Origin of the sequence: Mammaliicoccus sp. P-M59 (assembly GCF_022386135.1) — a bacterium.
GTDB lineage: Bacteria > Bacillota > Bacilli > Staphylococcales > Staphylococcaceae > Mammaliicoccus > Mammaliicoccus sciuri_A.
This window is the reverse complement of the sequence record NZ_JAJNJJ010000001.1, coordinates 1,000,337-1,017,995: the sequence shown is the minus strand read 5'-3', so window position 1 is coordinate 1,017,995 and position 17,659 is coordinate 1,000,337. Positions and strand designations below refer to the sequence as shown.

General features: G+C 30.6%; 19 protein-coding genes and 1 pseudogene. 17 read left to right on the top strand and 3 right to left on the bottom strand.

Going from position 1 to position 17,659, the window contains the following annotated elements:
- The 8 genes and pseudogenes from LQ617_RS04900 to LQ617_RS04865 all read left to right on the top strand — a co-directional run.
- Window positions 1–2,004, top strand: coding sequence for a hypothetical protein (locus tag LQ617_RS04900; RefSeq protein WP_239739717.1), 2,004 nt, complete (start codon window positions 1–3; stop codon window positions 2,002–2,004).
- On the top strand, window positions 2,004–2,366 hold the full coding sequence (locus tag LQ617_RS04895) for a YxeA family protein (RefSeq protein WP_058591498.1): 363 nt from the start codon (window positions 2,004–2,006) through the stop codon (window positions 2,364–2,366). The genes LQ617_RS04900 and LQ617_RS04895 overlap by 1 nt, the downstream gene beginning before the upstream one ends.
- Window positions 2,363–2,995, top strand: a complete 633-nt coding sequence (locus LQ617_RS04890; protein WP_037588831.1) for an ATP-binding cassette domain-containing protein — start codon at window positions 2,363–2,365, stop codon at window positions 2,993–2,995. Before LQ617_RS04895 ends, LQ617_RS04890 begins: the two co-directional genes overlap by 4 nt.
- 260 nt (window positions 2,996–3,255) lie before the next feature.
- Window positions 3,256–4,104 (top strand): DUF72 domain-containing protein, encoded by an 849-nt coding sequence (locus LQ617_RS04885; protein WP_126477218.1) that lies wholly within the window; start codon window positions 3,256–3,258, stop codon window positions 4,102–4,104.
- A gap of 11 nt (window positions 4,105–4,115) precedes the next feature.
- Window positions 4,116–4,937, top strand: a complete 822-nt coding sequence (locus LQ617_RS04880; RefSeq protein ID WP_126477217.1) for a sulfite exporter TauE/SafE family protein — start codon at window positions 4,116–4,118, stop codon at window positions 4,935–4,937.
- A 12-nt stretch (window positions 4,938–4,949) separates the two neighbouring features.
- Entirely contained in the window at window positions 4,950–6,281 is a 1,332-nt protein-coding gene (locus LQ617_RS04875; RefSeq protein ID WP_239739716.1) for a bifunctional metallophosphatase/5'-nucleotidase, read from the top strand.
- Between the two features lie 76 nt (window positions 6,282–6,357).
- Window positions 6,358–7,275: a lipoyl synthase gene (gene lipA / locus LQ617_RS04870; protein ID WP_025904395.1), complete on the top strand. Its 918-nt coding sequence runs from the start codon at window positions 6,358–6,360 to the stop codon at window positions 7,273–7,275.
- Between the two features lie 12 nt (window positions 7,276–7,287).
- Window positions 7,288–7,665 (top strand): annotated as a pseudogene (locus tag LQ617_RS04865) (YutD family protein); the annotation flags it as partial.
- A gap of 390 nt (window positions 7,666–8,055) precedes the next feature.
- On the opposite strand, the gene LQ617_RS04860 reads toward LQ617_RS04865, so the two are convergent.
- Complete coding sequence (locus LQ617_RS04860; protein ID WP_239739715.1) at window positions 8,056–8,325, bottom strand: DUF3055 domain-containing protein; 270 nt, start codon at window positions 8,323–8,325, stop codon at window positions 8,056–8,058.
- A gap of 108 nt (window positions 8,326–8,433) precedes the next feature.
- Here LQ617_RS04860 and LQ617_RS04855 point away from each other — a divergent pair, with 108 nt between their 5' ends.
- The 8 genes from LQ617_RS04855 (at window position 8,434) to dltD (ending at window position 15,189) form a co-directional block, all read left to right on the top strand.
- The gene (locus tag LQ617_RS04855) at window positions 8,434–8,877 is read left to right on the top strand and encodes a DUF86 domain-containing protein (RefSeq protein WP_025904398.1); all 444 of its coding nucleotides are present in this window, start codon (window positions 8,434–8,436) and stop codon (window positions 8,875–8,877) included.
- Window positions 8,864–9,631 (top strand): TIGR01457 family HAD-type hydrolase, encoded by a 768-nt coding sequence (locus LQ617_RS04850; RefSeq protein ID WP_025904399.1) that lies wholly within the window; start codon window positions 8,864–8,866, stop codon window positions 9,629–9,631. The genes LQ617_RS04855 and LQ617_RS04850 overlap by 14 nt, the downstream gene beginning before the upstream one ends.
- 22 nt (window positions 9,632–9,653) lie before the next feature.
- Window positions 9,654–10,622 carry a 2-hydroxyacid dehydrogenase gene (locus LQ617_RS04845; protein WP_239739714.1) on the top strand — a complete coding sequence of 323 codons (969 nt, stop codon included), beginning with the start codon at window positions 9,654–9,656 and terminating at the stop codon, window positions 10,620–10,622.
- A 299-nt stretch (window positions 10,623–10,921) separates the two neighbouring features.
- Complete coding sequence (locus LQ617_RS04840) at window positions 10,922–11,065, top strand: teichoic acid D-Ala incorporation-associated protein DltX (protein ID WP_078099933.1); 144 nt, start codon at window positions 10,922–10,924, stop codon at window positions 11,063–11,065.
- Window positions 11,066–11,080: 15 nt separating this feature from the next.
- On the top strand, window positions 11,081–12,541 hold the full coding sequence (dltA, locus tag LQ617_RS04835) for a D-alanine--poly(phosphoribitol) ligase subunit DltA (protein WP_191835724.1): 1,461 nt from the start codon (window positions 11,081–11,083) through the stop codon (window positions 12,539–12,541).
- Window positions 12,538–13,758 carry a D-alanyl-lipoteichoic acid biosynthesis protein DltB gene (gene dltB, locus LQ617_RS04830; RefSeq protein ID WP_239739713.1) on the top strand — a complete coding sequence of 407 codons (1,221 nt, stop codon included), beginning with the start codon at window positions 12,538–12,540 and terminating at the stop codon, window positions 13,756–13,758. The genes dltA and dltB overlap by 4 nt, the downstream gene beginning before the upstream one ends.
- 16 nt (window positions 13,759–13,774) lie before the next feature.
- Window positions 13,775–14,011 (top strand): D-alanine--poly(phosphoribitol) ligase subunit 2, encoded by a 237-nt coding sequence (gene dltC, locus LQ617_RS04825; RefSeq protein WP_037588840.1) that lies wholly within the window; start codon window positions 13,775–13,777, stop codon window positions 14,009–14,011.
- Window positions 14,008–15,189: a D-alanyl-lipoteichoic acid biosynthesis protein DltD gene (gene dltD / locus LQ617_RS04820; protein ID WP_204168045.1), complete on the top strand. Its 1,182-nt coding sequence runs from the start codon at window positions 14,008–14,010 to the stop codon at window positions 15,187–15,189. Before dltC ends, dltD begins: the two co-directional genes overlap by 4 nt.
- Window positions 15,190–15,258: 69 nt before the next feature.
- Here dltD and LQ617_RS04815 read toward each other — a convergent pair whose 3' ends face one another.
- Entirely contained in the window at window positions 15,259–15,501 is a 243-nt protein-coding gene (locus tag LQ617_RS04815) for a NifU family protein (protein ID WP_025904405.1), read from the bottom strand.
- 109 nt (window positions 15,502–15,610) lie between these two features.
- On the opposite strand from LQ617_RS04815, the gene LQ617_RS04810 reads away from it, so the two are divergent.
- Window positions 15,611–15,937 (top strand): YuzD family protein, encoded by a 327-nt coding sequence (locus tag LQ617_RS04810; protein WP_037588843.1) that lies wholly within the window; start codon window positions 15,611–15,613, stop codon window positions 15,935–15,937.
- A gap of 575 nt (window positions 15,938–16,512) precedes the next feature.
- On the opposite strand, the gene LQ617_RS04805 is transcribed toward LQ617_RS04810, so the two are convergent.
- The gene (locus LQ617_RS04805; RefSeq protein ID WP_159315247.1) at window positions 16,513–17,577 is read right to left on the bottom strand and encodes an NAD(P)/FAD-dependent oxidoreductase; all 1,065 of its coding nucleotides are present in this window, start codon (window positions 17,575–17,577) and stop codon (window positions 16,513–16,515) included.
- Window positions 17,578–17,659 lie beyond the last annotated feature (82 nt).

The window sequence follows — 17,659 nt, the reverse complement described above, 5'->3', positions numbered from 1 at the left end:
ATGAAGAAAATTACAAAGACTACTATATTTCTTATATTCTGTATTATAACTTTTATATTCTTAAATTTTTATAATTATATAGATGATATTAAATTACCAGGATACAATAAAGCATTAGTTATAGCAAAGTGGGACAAGAAACATAATAAAGAAGAAATAAATAGGTTATTAGTTAAACTTTCTACTGAACATAATATTTCGATGATTCGAGTAAATGGGAATTATGATGATAATGGTAAAACTAAATATTTATCTCAATATAATTTGAACGAGAAACTTAATTTTAATGAAAAAACATTTAATCGTAACAAGAAATATCAAATTATAAAACCAGATAATAAAATTTTGGGTAAAGTAAATTTGGTTGGAACAACTTTTTTTATAAAAGAGAATCCCAAGAGTGATTTTTATGAAACATTAGAAGAAAAAGGTTTAACAATTGAAGATTATGAATTTCCATTACATTTAATAATATTGGAATATATAAGTACCCATCAATTACCTTCTACTTTCATAATTTTATTAGTAATAATTTTCATAGCTATTTTATATGATCAACTTGCTTCAGTGAAAGAAATGTCTATTAAACGAATACATGGATTCACATCGTCAAAAATTATAGCTTTACAATTATTAAAAATTACGAAAATCTTTGTTTCACATTTCATAATAATAACTTTAATAGCAACTATTGGATTATATTTATATAATCAATTGGCACAAATCAGATATATCTTTTGGTCATATTTAATTTGTGTAGTAATATTTTATATTATTTTGATTATGGTATCGCTAATGTCTTACTGGTTAGTATCTAAACAAACTTTTAATATTCAAAAATATATAAAATTTGAAGGTGTTGGCAATAGGTTCCAATACTTACCAAATATAATTAAGTTAATAGTGACTTTAACATTACTCAATGTTATATCGATTTCAATACATAATTACATAGAAACGGTTGACATTGTTAACAGTGAAAAGCATTGGTTTAAGAATAAAGATTTATATATTGCTGATTTGACAACAAATGAAATAGAAACAGGTAAGAAACAGTTTAAATATTCAGATCAAGAAGTGATAAATTTATTAAACAAAATTCCTGAAAAGAATTGGATGCTTACATTTCATAGACATTATAATTGGAAAAAATCTGGAGAGAAATATGATTTAGATAATGCTATCTATGTAAATAAGACTTTTATTGATAGAAATAAAATTAGTATAGAAAACAAAGAATCAGTAGATTTTTCAAAAATTACAGCACTAATTCCTGATAATGGTTTTTCCAAAGAGAATATAAATAAAATAAAAAAAGATTTACATGAAGAGATTGAATTTTATGATGAAATTGAGAAAGTTCCTAATAAAGAAAGGTATCTAGATATCAAAGTTCATAAAATAAAAAATAATTATAATTTATTTAACTATAGTACAGGTGTATATAGTAAAGAGGTTATATCTTATAATCCAGTAATAATAATATTACCTAAAGGTTATTATCCAATTTCTTTCTATAGTTCTGCTACATCACAAGGGTTATTGCTCTTTAATGATTATGATCTAATTAAAAGTAAACTAGATAATAATAAGTTTGATACAGAAATTCAAGGTTTGACTAATGCTTATAGTAGTGTATTGACTGAATATAATAAAATAAAACGTAATCTATTTGTTTCTGTTACTACCTCTATACTAGGAATCATAATATTAATTTCAGTATATCTATTTATTATTAATATTTATTGTGATAGAGAGAAAAAAGTGATATTTGTAAGAACTATTCATGGAGATTCTTTTTTTAAAAAGCATATAAGTTTTGTGATAAATAGTTTAGTTTCTACATTTATAGCATTATTTATTGTGAATTTTTTTGATATTGTAGAAATTTCATTCAAATTAATGATTTCAATCATTCTATTCGAATTACTTTCTGTCATGATTTTTATTAATCGATATGAATATCATTTGTTGAAAGATGCAAGAAGAGGTGAGACTCAATAATGAAAAAGTTAATTTATACATTAATAGCAAGCATTATGATTATTTGTATAATTTTATTTACGATGAAAAATATTGATGAAAAATTGGATGTAGTAAATCCCTTTGTTAAAAGAGGGTGGAGTTATGCTAAGGTTCCATATAGTAGCGATGCTGAACATTTAAGTAAACAAGAAATAATAAATATCCAAGATTATAAAGATATTGAATCTTATGATGAAAATGGTCATAAAAATAACTACCTATTGGACTTTAAAGGTCATAGCCCTTCTGAACAATATGTCAAAATCGATCACAAAGGTAAATGGGTTTATTTTATAGAATATATTAGTAAATCTGAGTATGAGAAGATGATTAAACAATGATCCGTGTAAATAATTTAAGAAAACAATTTAATGGTGTTAATTTATTTAGTGATTTGAGTTTGAATATTAACAAAGGTGAAATGGTCGCCATAACTGGGAGAAGTGGTTCGGGAAAATCTACTTTATTAGGTTGTATGTGTGGCTTAGAAAAAATTGATGGTGGCACTATCTATATTGATGGTGATGACATAACTAAGATGAAACGTAAACATAAGATGCTTTTATATCGAAATAAGTTAGGCTATTTGTTTCAAAACTACGCACTTATCACACATGAAACGATTGAATATAATTTGGACATCGTACTAACTTATAAAAAATTGAGTAAATCACAGAAAAAAGTATTGAAAAATGATGTCATGAAAAAAGTAGGATTAAATAAACCACTTAATACTAAAATTTATACATTAAGTGGAGGAGAACAACAAAGAGTCGCAATTGCTAGGTTACTATTAAAAGAACCTCTAATCATTTTTGCAGACGAGCCAACAGGTGCTTTAGACAATGATAATAAATATAAAATACTTGAACTTTTATCAGAATTTAAAGGTAAATCTACTATATTAATTGTTACGCATGACGAGGAAGTTATGAAATATTGTGATAGAAATATACAACTTGCTACATGAATGAGTTGATACACATTTAAAACGGCTAGGACATTATAGTTTGTCATAGCCGTTATTTTTTTATGAGTTGAAAAGAATGGTGAATTTAGTAACAAAAGTCGGCGGAAGTGTAACTAAGACGGCTTATAATTACAGATTGTATAAGAAGTGTAACGAACGACATACGATTCTTTACTGCTCATTCATAGTTTTACATAATTTTAATCAAACAAACTGAACTATAAATACTCTGTGTGGTATGATGAGTATGGTGATGAGATATGATAAAAATTGGCCTAACTGGATGGGGAGATCATGATTCTTTATATGAGGACCTGTCTAATAAAAAAGATAAGTTAAAAGCATATGCTGCTCATTTTCCAATTGTGGAATTAGATGCAACTTATTATGCAATTCAACCACAACGAAATATTGAAAAATGGATACGGGAAACGCCTAATAATTTCAAGTTTGTTGTTAAGATTCATCAGGCGTTAACAGGTCATGCTGAGGTAACTGATTTTGCTGAGGACAAAATGACATTATTTAATTTATTTAAAGATTCGATGGCACCGTTGAAAGCATCAGGAAAGTTAGCGATGATTCTCGTACAGTTTCCACCTTGGTTTGATTTACAGCCTCAAAATATTAATTATTTACGTTATATACGTGAGCAATTAAAAGATTTTGATGTTTGTATCGAATTCCGTAATCGTACTTGGTTTAAAGAAGATGTTAAAGAGTATACGTTGGAATTTTTAACCGAAATGAAATTTATTCACAGTGTTTGTGATGAACCGCAGAGTGGAGAAGGGTCTATACCACTTGTTAATCGTATTACGCATGATGTTGCTTTCGTCCGTTATCATGGTCGAAATGTAAACGGATGGACGAAGAAAGATATGACAGATCAAGAGTGGCGTGATGTCAGATATTTATATAATTATAATGAAGCAGAACTTAAAGAGTTAGCTGATAAAGTTAAAATTTTAGAGCATAAAGCGAAAGATGTTTATGTAGTATTTAATAATAATTCTGGTGGACATGCTGCACAAAATGCCAAAACTTACCAAAAGTTATTAGATATAGAATACGAAGGTTTAGCGCCTAAGCAACTTAAATTATTTTAGAGGTGACAGGTATGGCATATTTAGTGTTAATTATTATAGGTGTATCGTCTGCAATATTAGGGGCGTTAGTTGGAATTGGTGGCGGAATTATTATTGTTCCGTCACTCGTATATTTCGGTATAGACCATCAATTATTGTCTGGTATGACACCACAAAGAGCGATTGGTACATCATCCGTTATTTTAATTACAACGGGTTTAACAGCAACATTAGGTTATTTGAAAACGAAGCAAGTTGATGTAAAAAATGGATTGATATTCTTAGTTGGTATCATTCCGGGTGCTTTACTCGGTGCATATTTAAGTAAGTATTTTACTTTAGATTCATTTAATTTGTACTTTGGTATTTTCTTAATCTTTATTTCTATCGTATTAATGATACGTAATCGTGTGAAACCAATAAAGTATTTCCAACAAGAAAAGTATTTAAAATCTTTTACAGATAGATATGGCGAACATCATAAATACGGTGTACCACCGTTTGTTGCTATTGTTTCATCATTTATTGTTGGTATAACGACTGGTTTATTCGGTATCGGTGGTGGTGCACTGATGACTCCATTGATGATTATTGTATTTAGATTCCCACCACATGTTGCTGTTGGTACAAGTATGATGATGATATTCTTCTCAAGTTTATCAAGTTCTGTCAGCCACATTGTGCAAGGTAATGTACTTTGGGTACATGCGATTGTATTGATTATTTCAAGTTACTTTGGTGCAAAAATTGGTGTAAGAATAAATAGTAGAATGAAGTCAGACACTGTCGTTTTAATTTTAAGATTTACAATGTTAATCTTAGGTATATATTTGATTATAAAAAGTGTTTTATAAGGAGTTGGATTTGTGAAGCTCACGATATTTCATACAAATGATATACACAGTCATTTAAATACATATGCCAAAATATCTCAGTATATTAAAGATGAAAGAAGTCGTTGTCAGCATGATACTCTATATATTGATATAGGTGATCATATAGATTTATTTCATCCTTTAACAGAAGCATCACAAGGTAGAGAAAATGTTAATATTTTAAATGACAGTCACGTAGATGTTGTAACAATAGGTAACAATGAAGGTATGACAATATCTCATGATGCCTTAAACCACTTATATGATGAAGCTCAGTTCGATGTTACTTGTTGCAATTTATTTGATTTAGATGGCAATTTACCGAATCATATAACTTCTCATGTTGTTAAAGATATTAATGGTATTAAAGTATGTATGATTGGTTTGACAGCACCTTTTAATCATATTTATGAAAGACTTGATTGGAAAGTAACGTCACCATTACTTGCGCTAAAAAATGAAATCGAGCAAGTGGAAGAATCGTATGATGTACTGCTCGTATTAAGTCATGTTGGCATCTTCTTTGATGAGCAAATTTGCAAAGAATGTCCGGAAGTTGACGTTATTTTCGGCGCACATACACATCATTATTTTGAAAATGGCGAAGAACAAAATGGTGTGTTAATGGCTGCAGCTGGTAAATATGGGCATTATGTTGGTAAAGTAGATTTAATTATTGAAAATCAAAAAGTTATTCATAAAGAAGCGGAAATTATTAATTCTGACTTAATTGAAGAAGTACCAAATGATTATGAAGAAAAAGGTAAGGCATTATTAAATAAACCGATTCTTAAAGGGAATTTTTCATTACCACGACGACTTAACAGTGCAAGTTATACAACGGATTTATTATGCGAAAGTGTATTAGAATTTACAGGAGCAGACTGTGCAATTATTAATGCAGGTCTTATCGTTAAAGGTAAGACGGGTAATGAGTTAACAGAATACGATATTCATCAAATGTTGCCGCATCCTATAAACACTGTTTCAGTAGATTTAAGAGGTGTAGAACTTAAACAAATTATCTATAAAGCGATGGAACAGTTCTATATGGATGAAGTAGCATTTGGATTTGGCTTTAGAGGAGATATTTTTGGAGGATATGTATTTAAAAATATCGGCTATATTGAGTCTACAGGTCAATGTTTTGTGAATGGTAAAGAAATAGAAGATCACGAACAATATAAGCTCGGTACAATTGATATGTACACATTCGGAAGATACTTCCCGATATTGAAAGATATGAATATAAATTATATTATGCCAGAGTTTTTAAGAAATATTTTTGAACAAAAGTTATTACAACATGAAAAGAAAGTGTAATGAGCATTTAAATTTATACTTATATTCGTTATAATATATAAAGATGAAAATTAATAATAGAAGGGTGTTCACGTATATGGCTACTAAAAATGAAGAAATATTACGTAAACCAGACTGGTTAAAAATAAAATTAAACACGAATAAGAATTACACAGGCTTGAAGAAAATGATGCGTGAGAAGAATCTTCATACAGTTTGTGAAGAAGCTAAATGTCCAAACATTCACGAATGTTGGGGAGAAAGACGTACAGCTACATTTATGATTTTAGGTGCAGTTTGTACGAGAGCATGTCGTTTCTGTGCTGTTAAAACAGGTCTTCCAAATGAGTTAGATTTAGATGAACCACAACGTGTAGCAGAATCAGTTCAACTTATGAACTTAAAACACGTAGTAATTACAGCTGTAGCAAGAGATGACTTGAAAGATGCTGGTTCTAACGTTTATGCAGAAACAGTACGTAAAGTAAGAGAGTTAAATCCATATACTACAATTGAAATATTACCATCAGATATGGGTGGTAGTTATGAAGCTTTAGAAACATTAATGGCTTCTAAACCAGATATTTTAAACCATAATATCGAAACAGTTAGACGCTTAACACCAAGAGTTAGAGCACGTGCAAAATACGACCGTACATTAGAATTCTTAAGAAGATCTAAAGAAATGTACCCAGATATTCCTACAAAATCAAGCTTAATGGTTGGACTTGGTGAAACAGTTGAAGAAATTTACGAAACAATGGATGATTTACGTGCAAACGGCGTAGATATTATGACAATCGGTCAATATTTACAACCATCACGCAAACATTTAAATGTTCAAAAATACTACACACCTTTAGAATTTGGTAAATTAAGAAAAGTAGCGATGGAAAAAGGCTTTAAACATTGCCAAGCTGGTCCAATGGTACGTAGTTCTTATCACGCAGATGAACAAGTTAATGAAGCTGCTAAACAAAAACATATTCTAGGTGAACAAGCACTTAATAACTAATAAGGTGATTGAATGTTAACTAAAATAGAAAATAACTATTTTGAAGTGATTAAAGATGATCAGAAATCTTTCAATGAAGAACAATTTACATCACGTTATTCTGAAATTCTAGATAAATATGATTTTATTGTTGGTGACTTTGGTTACGAGCAACTTCGTTTAAAAGGCTTTTATCATGATTCTAATAAAAAAAGTGATGCAAATAAGCGATTCTCTGCTATTCAAGATTATATATTAGAGTATTGTAATTTTGGATGTAAATATTTTGTGTTGAGACGATTATCTAAATCTGAGATATCTAAATTAACAGCAGAAGAAGCAACTTTCATAGACGAAGAACATAAATTAGAAGACGTTAAAATAGAGCCAACAATTCAGCAAAACACTAAACAAGAACAACAAGACAAACAACAAGAAGCTGAAACAGTAGAAATAGAAGAAGACTTAATTGAAGAACAACCTACATCTAAAAATACTTTAAAAGATTATTTATAAAAGAAAGAGCCTGGAAAATTCCAGGCTCTTTTTTAAATTGAGCGATAGCGCGTTTTGTGAATATTTTTGAATGAAGTTGTTTATAATGACGGGTGCGTTAGTTACAAAAATCGGTCGAAATGTAACTATGGAGTGCCTTATTTACAAAACTACTGAGAATTGTCATTACTGGACTTCTTATTTGCACTTTGGGCAAAACTTGCTAATAACGGTATCAGTATTTGCACTTTCGGCCAGAACTGCTAATAACGCTCACATTATATTAATCACATACTTAATTCATACTTATATATCTATAACATCATGTAAATATTCTGTTACTTCTTCGCCTTCTTCTTCTGTTAAACCGAGGATGTGACTAATATAGCCTTCTTCTTCTAAGTCATCTATACCAATAATACCAAATGTATTGTTTTGAGTATTGAGTACCATTGTTTTTCCATAATGTCTATCTGTATAAATCAGTGTTAAGTCATAGCGACTGTGTTCACCGACAAATCCTACAAATTGTATTTTCGCTTCATCTTGCTCATCATATAAGAACATATCTATCATGTTTAGCGACTCCTTTTTAAAAATCTTTCTTTACTTGTATAGTATACAGAGCAATGCCCTACAATTCAAAATTATGATATGATGATATATGGATAGGAGGTCTTCTACATGTATTTCGTAGATAGCAAAACTTTAACTTTAAAATTAAATTATTTAGAAAAATTGACGGTAGATTTTGAAAGCGAGAAAAATTCTCCATATGCTTTAGAAAGAATCGCACATATGATGATTGAATCTGTAGTCGATATTGGGAATTTGATTATTGATGCATTTATTTTAAGAGATCCAGGTAATTATAAAGATGTAATTGATATTATGGAACTTGAAAAAGTATTCCAACCTTCAACTGCTGAAGCAATTAGAACATCTATTGATTACAGAAAAGAACTTATTCGAAATTATGAAAATCTTGATCACGATCAATTAAGAAAAGCTTTTGAAATTGCGACGCCATTTTATAAACAAGCAATTGAAGATACAAAACATTTTTTAGAAAATGAAAATGTTCCCGTAACAGCTTTTGGTGAAGGAGATAAAAATGAAAGATTATAAAGGTTATTTTATTGATATAGACGGCACAATGTATAAAGGTACGGAAGTTATTGAAGGTGCAATCGAATTTATAAATTATTTAAATGAAAATAATAAAGATTATTTATTCGTTACAAATAATTCTTCAAAAACACCTGCTGAAGTAGCAGAAAAATTAAATAATATGGGTTTTCATACTTCAAGTGAACATGTGATTACTTCTGCAATGGCAACGGCTGGATATATAAGTGAAGCTTCTCCAGGCGCATCAGTGTATATGGTAGGAGGAAGTGGATTAGAAACTTCTTTAAAAGATGCTGGCTTAGTTGTGAAAGAAGATGAACATGTTGATTATGTCGTAATGGGCTTAGATGTGAATATTTCTTATGAAAAGCTTTCAGTAGCATGTTTAGCCGTTAGAAATGGCGCGAAATTCATATCTACAAATAAAGATGTTTCGATTCCAAATGAAAGAGGATTTTTACCTGGAAATGGTTCATTGACAAGCGTTGTAAGTGTATCGACTGGACAGACGCCAGTATTCATCGGTAAACCTGAAACAATTATTATGGAACAAGCTATTGAAAAAATTGGTCATGCTAAAGAAGATTGTGTCATGATTGGTGACTTATATGATACTGATATTTTAGCTGGAATCAATAGTGGCATTGATACATTACATGTACAAACTGGTGTAACATCTTTAGAAGAAATTAATAAAAAAGAAGTATTACCAACATATAGCGTTAAGAATTTATTTGAAGTGATTAAGTAAATTCACATAAGGAGCTGAGAGCATGAATGAGAAAGTACTTGTTGCAAGACAATTACCAGAAAAATTTATCAATCAGATTAAAGAATATGCAGAAGTAGATGTTTGGAATAGCGAATTAGAACCAATGCCTAGAGAAGCGTTTTTAGAACGTTCTCAAGATGCAACAATTGTCATTACGACATTAAGCGAGCAAATTGATGAAGAATTTTTTAACAATGCAACGCGCATAAAAGGTGTCGTCAATTTAGCTGTTGGTTTTGATAATATCGATGTGAAACTTGCTGAAGAAAAAGGTGTTGTTGTAACAAATACACCAGAAGTATTAACAGAAACGACTGCCGAATTAGGCTTTACGTTAATGTTGACAGCAGCAAGAAGAATTGTTGAAGCGGTTCAATATGTACATAATGGTGAATGGAAAAGCTGGGGTCCTTATCTTTTAGCAGGAAAAGATGTCCACGGCTCAACAGTCGGTATTTATGGTATGGGCTCTATTGGAGAAGCTTTTGCTAGAAGATTGAAAGGCTTTAATTGCAAAGTACTTTATCATAATCGCTCTAGAAAAGAAGAAGCTGAACAGCAATTAAACGTTGAATATCGTACTTTGGATGAATTGCTTAATGAAAGTGATTTCGTAGTTTGTACAGCGCCATTAACGCCTGAAACAAAAGGTATATTCAATCGAGAAACATTTAAAAAAATGAAAAACTCAGCAATTGTAATTAATATCGGACGCGGTGGTCACATCGTAGAATCTGATTTAATTGAAGCAATAGAACAACAAGAAATTTTAGGTGCAGCATTAGATGTTGTTGAAAATGAACCTATTTCAGATGATCATCCATTTTTGAAAATGGATCAAGTGATCGTTGTGCCACACATTGGTAGTAGTTCAATTGCAACTCGAGATAAAATGGTGCAGCTATGCGTGGATAATGCTAAACAAATTATGTCTAACCATGATCCAATTACGCCGGTTAAATTAAAATAATTAAACGAAATTAATAACTAAAAAATAGGCTGGGACATAATGGAATGTCTCAGCCTGTTTTAGTTTCTTGGCAGTAGATGACTGGATTGAAATACGCTTGTATCAAGCTTTTTCAACTCTAGTCATCCTTGCCGGGGCGAGACTACGAAATCTTTTTTAACAAATTAGATTTCTGTCACGCTCCCTTTTTATTGCCATATATTGCTAAAATTTTACATATTATTCTTGATATTCCATTATGCTTAGAATATAATGATGAAATAGAATAATTACAAAATTAAAACACAAGGAGATTAACAATGGAAAAAATTAGGGATATTATAAACTCTGAAAATTTTAAGCTGATTGGTTTAACGATTTTCTATTTAATAATCATGATTGTGTTATTTTGGATTTACGCTGGTGGAAGCGCAAGTAATGATTTTATATATAATGAATTTTAATGAAGGAGAACTTTTATGAATGACATCTTAGAAAAAGTAACATTTATGAATAAGTGGCATGCTGATAAGGTTGCTATAAATTATAGAGATGAAGTAATGACTTATGGTGAATTAGATCTTTATTCTAATAAATTAGCTACTTTAATTAAAGGTTCTGAAAAGCCTATAGTACTTTATGGTCATATGTCACCTTATATGATTGTGGGAATGATTGCGAGTATGAAAGCAGGCATTGGTTACGTTCCAATAGATACATCTATTCCATTAGAAAGAATAGAGCATATCATTGAGAAGGTTGAGCCTGTTTTTATTTTGAACACAACTGGAAATTTATTGAATAATTTACATGTAAATCAAATAACAATAGAAGAAATACTTGCTGTTGAATCAGTGGATCAAGATTTTAATAGAATAACTGATAAAGATATTGTTTATACAATTTTTACATCTGGCTCTACAGGTTTTCCTAAAGGTGTACAAATAAGATATGAAAGTCTTGTTGATTTTACAGAATGGATGCTGGAATTAAATCAAATAGGCGAGTACAAAATGTGGTTAAATCAAGCACCGTTTTCTTTTGACTTGTCTGTTATGGCCATTTATCCATGTTTAATGACAGGTGGTACACTTCAACTTGTTGATAAGAAGATGATTGAAAAGCCTAAACAATTATATGAATTACTTGAACAAAAAGCAGTAGAAAGCTGGGTATCTACACCTTCATTTTTAGAAATGTGTCTTTTATTGCCTAATTTTAATGAAACACATCATCCGAAATTAAAGCAGTTCTTCTTCTGTGGAGAAATATTAAGTCATAAAACAGCACAGAAATTACATGATTTGTTTACGACATCAACTATTTATAATACATATGGACCAACTGAAGCTACAGTTGCTGTAACGAGTATACAAATCACACAAGAAATACTGGATCAATTTAAACCGTTACCAATAGGCAAAGTGCGCCCAAATAGTGAATTGAAGTTAACAGATGAGGGTGAATTAATTATTATTGGTAAAAGTGTGAGCCAAGGTTACTTAAAAGATGAAGAAAAACATAATAAAGTGTTTAAAATCATTGATGGCCAATTAAATTATCATACAGGGGACAAAGCGTCTTATCGAGATGGCTATTGGTTCATTAACGGAAGAATTGATTTCCAAATTAAGATTAATGGGTATCGCATGGAACTTGAAGAAATTGAAAGCGTACTTGAACATTTACCAGATGTTAAACAAGCTGTCATTTCACCAATTAAACATGGTGAGAAAATCCAATATTTACATGCAACGATTGTACCAATGGATGACGAGCTAGATAGTGAAAATGACATGACAATGCATTTGAAACATGAATTGAAATTACATTTACCAGAATATATGATTCCTAGAAAATTCAGTTATGCTAAACAGCTACCTTTAACGGCCAATGGTAAATTAGATCGCAACAAAGTATTAGAGAGGTTAAATTCATGACACCATATGGCGATTTTACTTATTTCTACATCTGTTTAATCTTAATGTTGCCCGTAATTATTTTAGGATTAATCGGTAAGAAAAGTCTTATATACAATAGGTTAATAACCTTAATTATGCTTGCTTTAATTTTTTCGGATGATAGTAAAAATTTATTCGATAATCAATATTTAAGTTATCAACTTATTTTCTTTGCATTGTACGTATGTTACCAAGTTGTTTTGATTAGAACTTATAACACGCTCGTAAAGAAAACGAATAACTTCAAGTTATATGTAAGTGCAATATTGTTATCTATATTACCGTTAATTGTTGTCAAAGTATTACAAAGTAGCTGGCTTGGAACACATCAACTTACAATACATGGTAATAGAGTCATTGAATTTATTGGATTCTTAGGAATATCGTATATAGCATTTAAGAGTATTCAACTCATTATGGAAATTCGTGATAGTCGTATTAAATCTATTGATACGATGAAATTAATAGATTTTATTACGTTCTTTCCAACAATCTCATCTGGTCCAATAGATCGATATAAACGATTTATTAAAGATGAAGAGAAGACGATAGAACCTGAAAAGTACTATGACATGCTTATCAAAGCGATACATATGGTGTTTATGGGATTCTTGTATAAATATATTATTGCTTATTACATTAATGAATATGTCATAAAAGTTGTACCAATAGACACGGATCCGACATTTTTAAATTACTTATATTATATGTATGGTTATAGTTTCTATTTATTCTTTGATTTTGCGGGATACAGTTTATTTGCTATTGCATTTAGTTATTTATTTGGTGTACAAACACCAGTTAACTTTAACCAACCATTTAAAGCTAAAAATATTAAAGATTTCTGGAATAGATGGCATATGAGTTTATCATTTTGGTTTAGAGATTGCGTATATATGCGATTTGTATTTTGGGTATCTAAAGAAAAATTATTAAAAGATAAATTATTAATATCTAATTTAGGATTTTTCTTAAATTTCTTTATTATGGGTATTTGGCACGGTATTGAATGGCATTATATTTTGTATGGTTTATATCATGCAATGCTATTTATTGGATATGGCTATTATGAACAATGGCGTAAAAAACATCCTATAAAGATGAATCCAAGCATTATGAACATAGTAGCGATTCTTATTACGTTCCATTGTATAGCATTTGGATTTTTACTTTTCTCAGGCAAGTTAATACATTAAAAAAGGGAGATATATTATGAATTTTGAAGAGAGTGTTTTAAATATTTTAGCAGAAGTTGCAGAAAATGATATCGTTAAAGAAAATCCTGATATTGAAATATTTGAAGAAGGTATTATCGATTCATTTGCGACAGTTGGATTATTATTAGAAATTCAAAATAATTTAGGCATTGATGTGACAATTACTGATTTTGATAGAGATGAGTGGGCAACACCAAATAAAATTATAGAAGTACTTAAGGAATTACAATGAAACTAAAGTTATTGTTACCATTATTAATAAGTGGATTATTATTCGGTTTATTTTTACTCGTACCTGTAGAATGGATTAAATCATTTTCAAAGTATGACAGTATTAATAACGAAGCGATATCTTTAGATGATTCAGTACTAAAAGGTGTGCACTCACAAGAAGAAATGTTATTAAGCAAAAAGTTCTATCCAATCTTTGGATCAAGTGAATTGGAAAAACAAGACATCTTCCATCCAGCGTATATCTTGAATGATAAAAAAGCGAAATTACAACCATATCTAATAGGTACGGGTGGATCAACTGATTTAATTCATGCAATTAATATGGGGAGCCAAGCACATAATCTGAAAGGTAAAAAAATAGCGATTATTATTTCTCCACAATGGTTTACGAATCATGGACTGACTAATGATAATTTTAGTGCTCGATTTTCACCATTACAAGCTGACCACTTATTTAAAAATAAAGTGTTAAGTCCAGAAATTAAAGATCGTTTTGCTAAAAGATTAGTGCAATTCAAACAATTAAAATCAGACCCATACTTAAAATCAATCATAGAAAAAGAAAATCATCATTATGATGAAGGTACATTTATGAATGATTTTGAAAAAAACATCTATGAAAAACACGACGCTTTGAAATCAATTTTTGGACAAGAAAAAGCAAAGTTACATAGAGAAGAGCACCATCATTTTAATCAAATGAATTGGAATGATTTGAAGTTATACGCTTCTGAATATGGCGCACAACATTCAAGAACAAACAAATTTTGTATGAATGATAAATATTGGCACTTATTAAAGCAGCAACGTAAAAGATATAATCGTAATTACGAGTTTAATATGCATTCGAAAGAATTTGATGATTTACAATTATTAATTGATACTTTAAAAGAAGCCAAAGCAGATCCATTGTTTATCGTTATTCCAGCAAATGGAAAATGGTATGATCATATTCATGTGGATAAAGAAAGACGTGAAGCGGTTTATGAGAAAATCAATCATATGATTCAAAAGAACGATATGAAAGTATATGATTTAACCGATAAAGAATATGAACCGTATGTTATAACAGATGCCGTTCATATTGGATGGAAAGGCTGGGTATATATTAATGAACAAATGATACAACACATCAATGGAACATATGATGGAAAAGAGAGTAGACATTATCATTAATATTACCTAGGAAATAAAAAACAGGACATCGTCTTATAAACGATGTCCTATTTTTTATTAATTATAAAGTTAGAATACTTGTTCTACTTCCACTACGCCAGGTACTTCTTCTAATAAAGCACGTTCTATGCCGGCTTTTAGCGTAATAGTAGAACTTGGGCAAGTACCACAAGCACCAAGTAGACGTAATTTAACAATCCCGTCATCAACATCTACTAGTTCACAGTCGCCGCCATCACGTAATAAGAATGGTCTTAACTTTTCGAGTACATCACTAACTTGATCAAACATTGTTTGTTGTTCGGTAGCCATATATATTAATACTCCTCTCATCAAGTGTTATTAGATACATTAATCTTATTTATCTATTATAATAGAAATAAGGTAAAAAATCTATTCATGAAACTAGGGGGATGCTAAAATGTCCAAGGCAAGTATAGTAATTTATGGGGCTGATGTTGTATGTGCAAGTTGTGTAAATGCACCATCATCAAAAGATACATTTGAATGGTTACAAGCAATTTTAGGAAGAAAATATCCAGAGTTAAACCTTGAATACACATATATTGATATTATGAATCAAACTGAAAATTTAACAGATCACGACCAACAATTTATTGAAAGAATAAACGAAGACGAACTATTCTATCCACTCGTAACAATCAATGATGAATACGTAGCAGATGGATATGTTCAATTAAAGCCAGTAACAAAATTTATAGATGAACACGTAGCAGTAGAACAATAAAAATGAATAATATTGGGAAGATTAATTGGGACAGGTGAGTTGAGTAGAGTGTAGATGTGTTATATGAGGCAAGATGTGAGTTAAAGAGGTAGTAAACTCACGAGATTGCAAAAGATGTGAGTTAAAGAGGCAGTAAACTCACGAGATCGCCAAAGATGTGAGTTAAAGGTGAAGTAAACTCACAAGATCGCCAAACATGTGAGTTAAAGGTGCAGTAAACTCACGAGATTGCAAAAGATGTGAGTTAAAGAAGAAATAAACTCACGAGATTGAAAAAGATGTGAGTTAAAGAGGCAGTAAACTCACGAGATCGCCAAAGATGTGAGTTAAAGAGGTAGTAAACTCACGAGATTGCAAAAGATGTGAGTTAAAGAGGTAATAAACTCACAAGATCGCCAAACATGTGAGTTAAAGAGGTAGTAAACTCACGAGATTGTAAAAGATGTGAGTTAAAGAGACAATAAACTCACGAAATCGCCAAAGATGTGAGTTAAAAAGGCAGTAAACTCACATCTTCACTTCCACCCACCCTCACATACAACAAAAAAGTAGCAGAGTAATCTGCTACTTTTTTCTTATCCGTTATGATATTTATATAACCATAAGACGCCTGATTTAATGACTCTTGCTAAACGACCGGTTACGGTTTGTTCCATTAAATAAGCGAATCCTTGTTTTTCACCAAGTGAACCTACAAATCCTTGTGGTTTCAATTCTGGCATCTTTTCAGGTAGTGGTTTGTTTGCCCATTGTAATTTCATGACTTCAGCGATTTGGTCAGCTTGTATTTCTGCTAAATATGCGCTTGGTGCATGTGGTAATGCTGCGCAATCGCCTACAATATATACATTTGGATATGTTGGAATTTGATGATATTGATTTACGATAACCCTTCTACCGTCATTAGTATCAACTGGAAGATTTCTAACGATTTCAACTGGTTGTATACCGGCAGTCCATACGACTAAATCAACGTTATGAATATCTTCGTTGTTATAAAGTTGTCCTGGTTCAACTTTAGTGATATTTGAATTTGGTACAACTTCTACATCATGTTTATCAAACCATTTTTTTACGTATTTACTTAATTTCTCTGGGAATGCAGGTAAGATTCGTGCACCTCTATCGAAAAGTTTGATTTTGATATCTTGTCTACTTTCGCGTAATTCACTTGCAAGTTCTATACCGCTTAACCCTGCACCAACGATACCAACAGTTGCATCGCTTGGTAAGTCACATATTGCTTGGTATGTTTTACGTGCGTTTTGAACAGTTTGAATACTATAAGTGTATTCTTTTGCGCCAGGTACGTTGTGGTATTTGTCTTCACAACCTAAACCTATTACAAGTTCATCATAATCAACTCGTGTATCTCCAACTGAAACAATTTGATTGTCTAAATCAATATCAGTAATTTCCCCATATACTGTATTAATTTTTTTATCTTTTGGAAATTGAACTCGAATATCTTTATCTGGTTTTGTGCCTGCTGCTAATGCGTAGAATTCTGTTTTTAAACCGTGAAATGGCATACGATCAATCAGCGTAATTGAATAATCGGAAGGTAATGTGCTAGGAAGTATTTCTTTCATTAAGCGCATATTACCGTATCCGCCCCCTAATAATACTAAGCTTTTCATCGTTATTCTCCTTTGTCCATAAATCAAATTTCTACAAATTTGTATGTATATATTTTATAATATATAAGTATACTTTTAGTAT

Coding starts and splice junctions, on each gene's coding strand:
- LQ617_RS04900 (WP_239739717.1), top strand. CDS start 1: ATGAAGAAAATTACAAAGACTACTATATTTCTTATATTCTGTATTATA.
- LQ617_RS04895 (WP_058591498.1), top strand. CDS start 2,004: ATGAAAAAGTTAATTTATACATTAATAGCAAGCATTATGATTATTTGT.
- LQ617_RS04890 (WP_037588831.1), top strand. CDS start 2,363: ATGATCCGTGTAAATAATTTAAGAAAACAATTTAATGGTGTTAATTTA.
- LQ617_RS04885 (WP_126477218.1), top strand. CDS start 3,256: ATGATAAAAATTGGCCTAACTGGATGGGGAGATCATGATTCTTTATAT.
- LQ617_RS04880 (WP_126477217.1), top strand. CDS start 4,116: ATGGCATATTTAGTGTTAATTATTATAGGTGTATCGTCTGCAATATTA.
- lipA (WP_025904395.1), top strand. CDS start 6,358: ATGGCTACTAAAAATGAAGAAATATTACGTAAACCAGACTGGTTAAAA.
- LQ617_RS04860 (WP_239739715.1), bottom strand. CDS start 8,325: ATGATAGATATGTTCTTATATGATGAGCAAGATGAAGCGAAAATACAA.
- LQ617_RS04855 (WP_025904398.1), top strand. CDS start 8,434: ATGTATTTCGTAGATAGCAAAACTTTAACTTTAAAATTAAATTATTTA.
- LQ617_RS04850 (WP_025904399.1), top strand. CDS start 8,864: ATGAAAGATTATAAAGGTTATTTTATTGATATAGACGGCACAATGTAT.
- LQ617_RS04845 (WP_239739714.1), top strand. CDS start 9,654: ATGAATGAGAAAGTACTTGTTGCAAGACAATTACCAGAAAAATTTATC.
- LQ617_RS04840 (WP_078099933.1), top strand. CDS start 10,922: ATGGAAAAAATTAGGGATATTATAAACTCTGAAAATTTTAAGCTGATT.
- dltA (WP_191835724.1), top strand. CDS start 11,081: ATGAATGACATCTTAGAAAAAGTAACATTTATGAATAAGTGGCATGCT.
- dltB (WP_239739713.1), top strand. CDS start 12,538: ATGACACCATATGGCGATTTTACTTATTTCTACATCTGTTTAATCTTA.
- dltC (WP_037588840.1), top strand. CDS start 13,775: ATGAATTTTGAAGAGAGTGTTTTAAATATTTTAGCAGAAGTTGCAGAA.
- dltD (WP_204168045.1), top strand. CDS start 14,008: ATGAAACTAAAGTTATTGTTACCATTATTAATAAGTGGATTATTATTC.
- LQ617_RS04815 (WP_025904405.1), bottom strand. CDS start 15,501: ATGGCTACCGAACAACAAACAATGTTTGATCAAGTTAGTGATGTACTC.
- LQ617_RS04810 (WP_037588843.1), top strand. CDS start 15,611: ATGTCCAAGGCAAGTATAGTAATTTATGGGGCTGATGTTGTATGTGCA.
- LQ617_RS04805 (WP_159315247.1), bottom strand. CDS start 17,577: ATGAAAAGCTTAGTATTATTAGGGGGCGGATACGGTAATATGCGCTTA.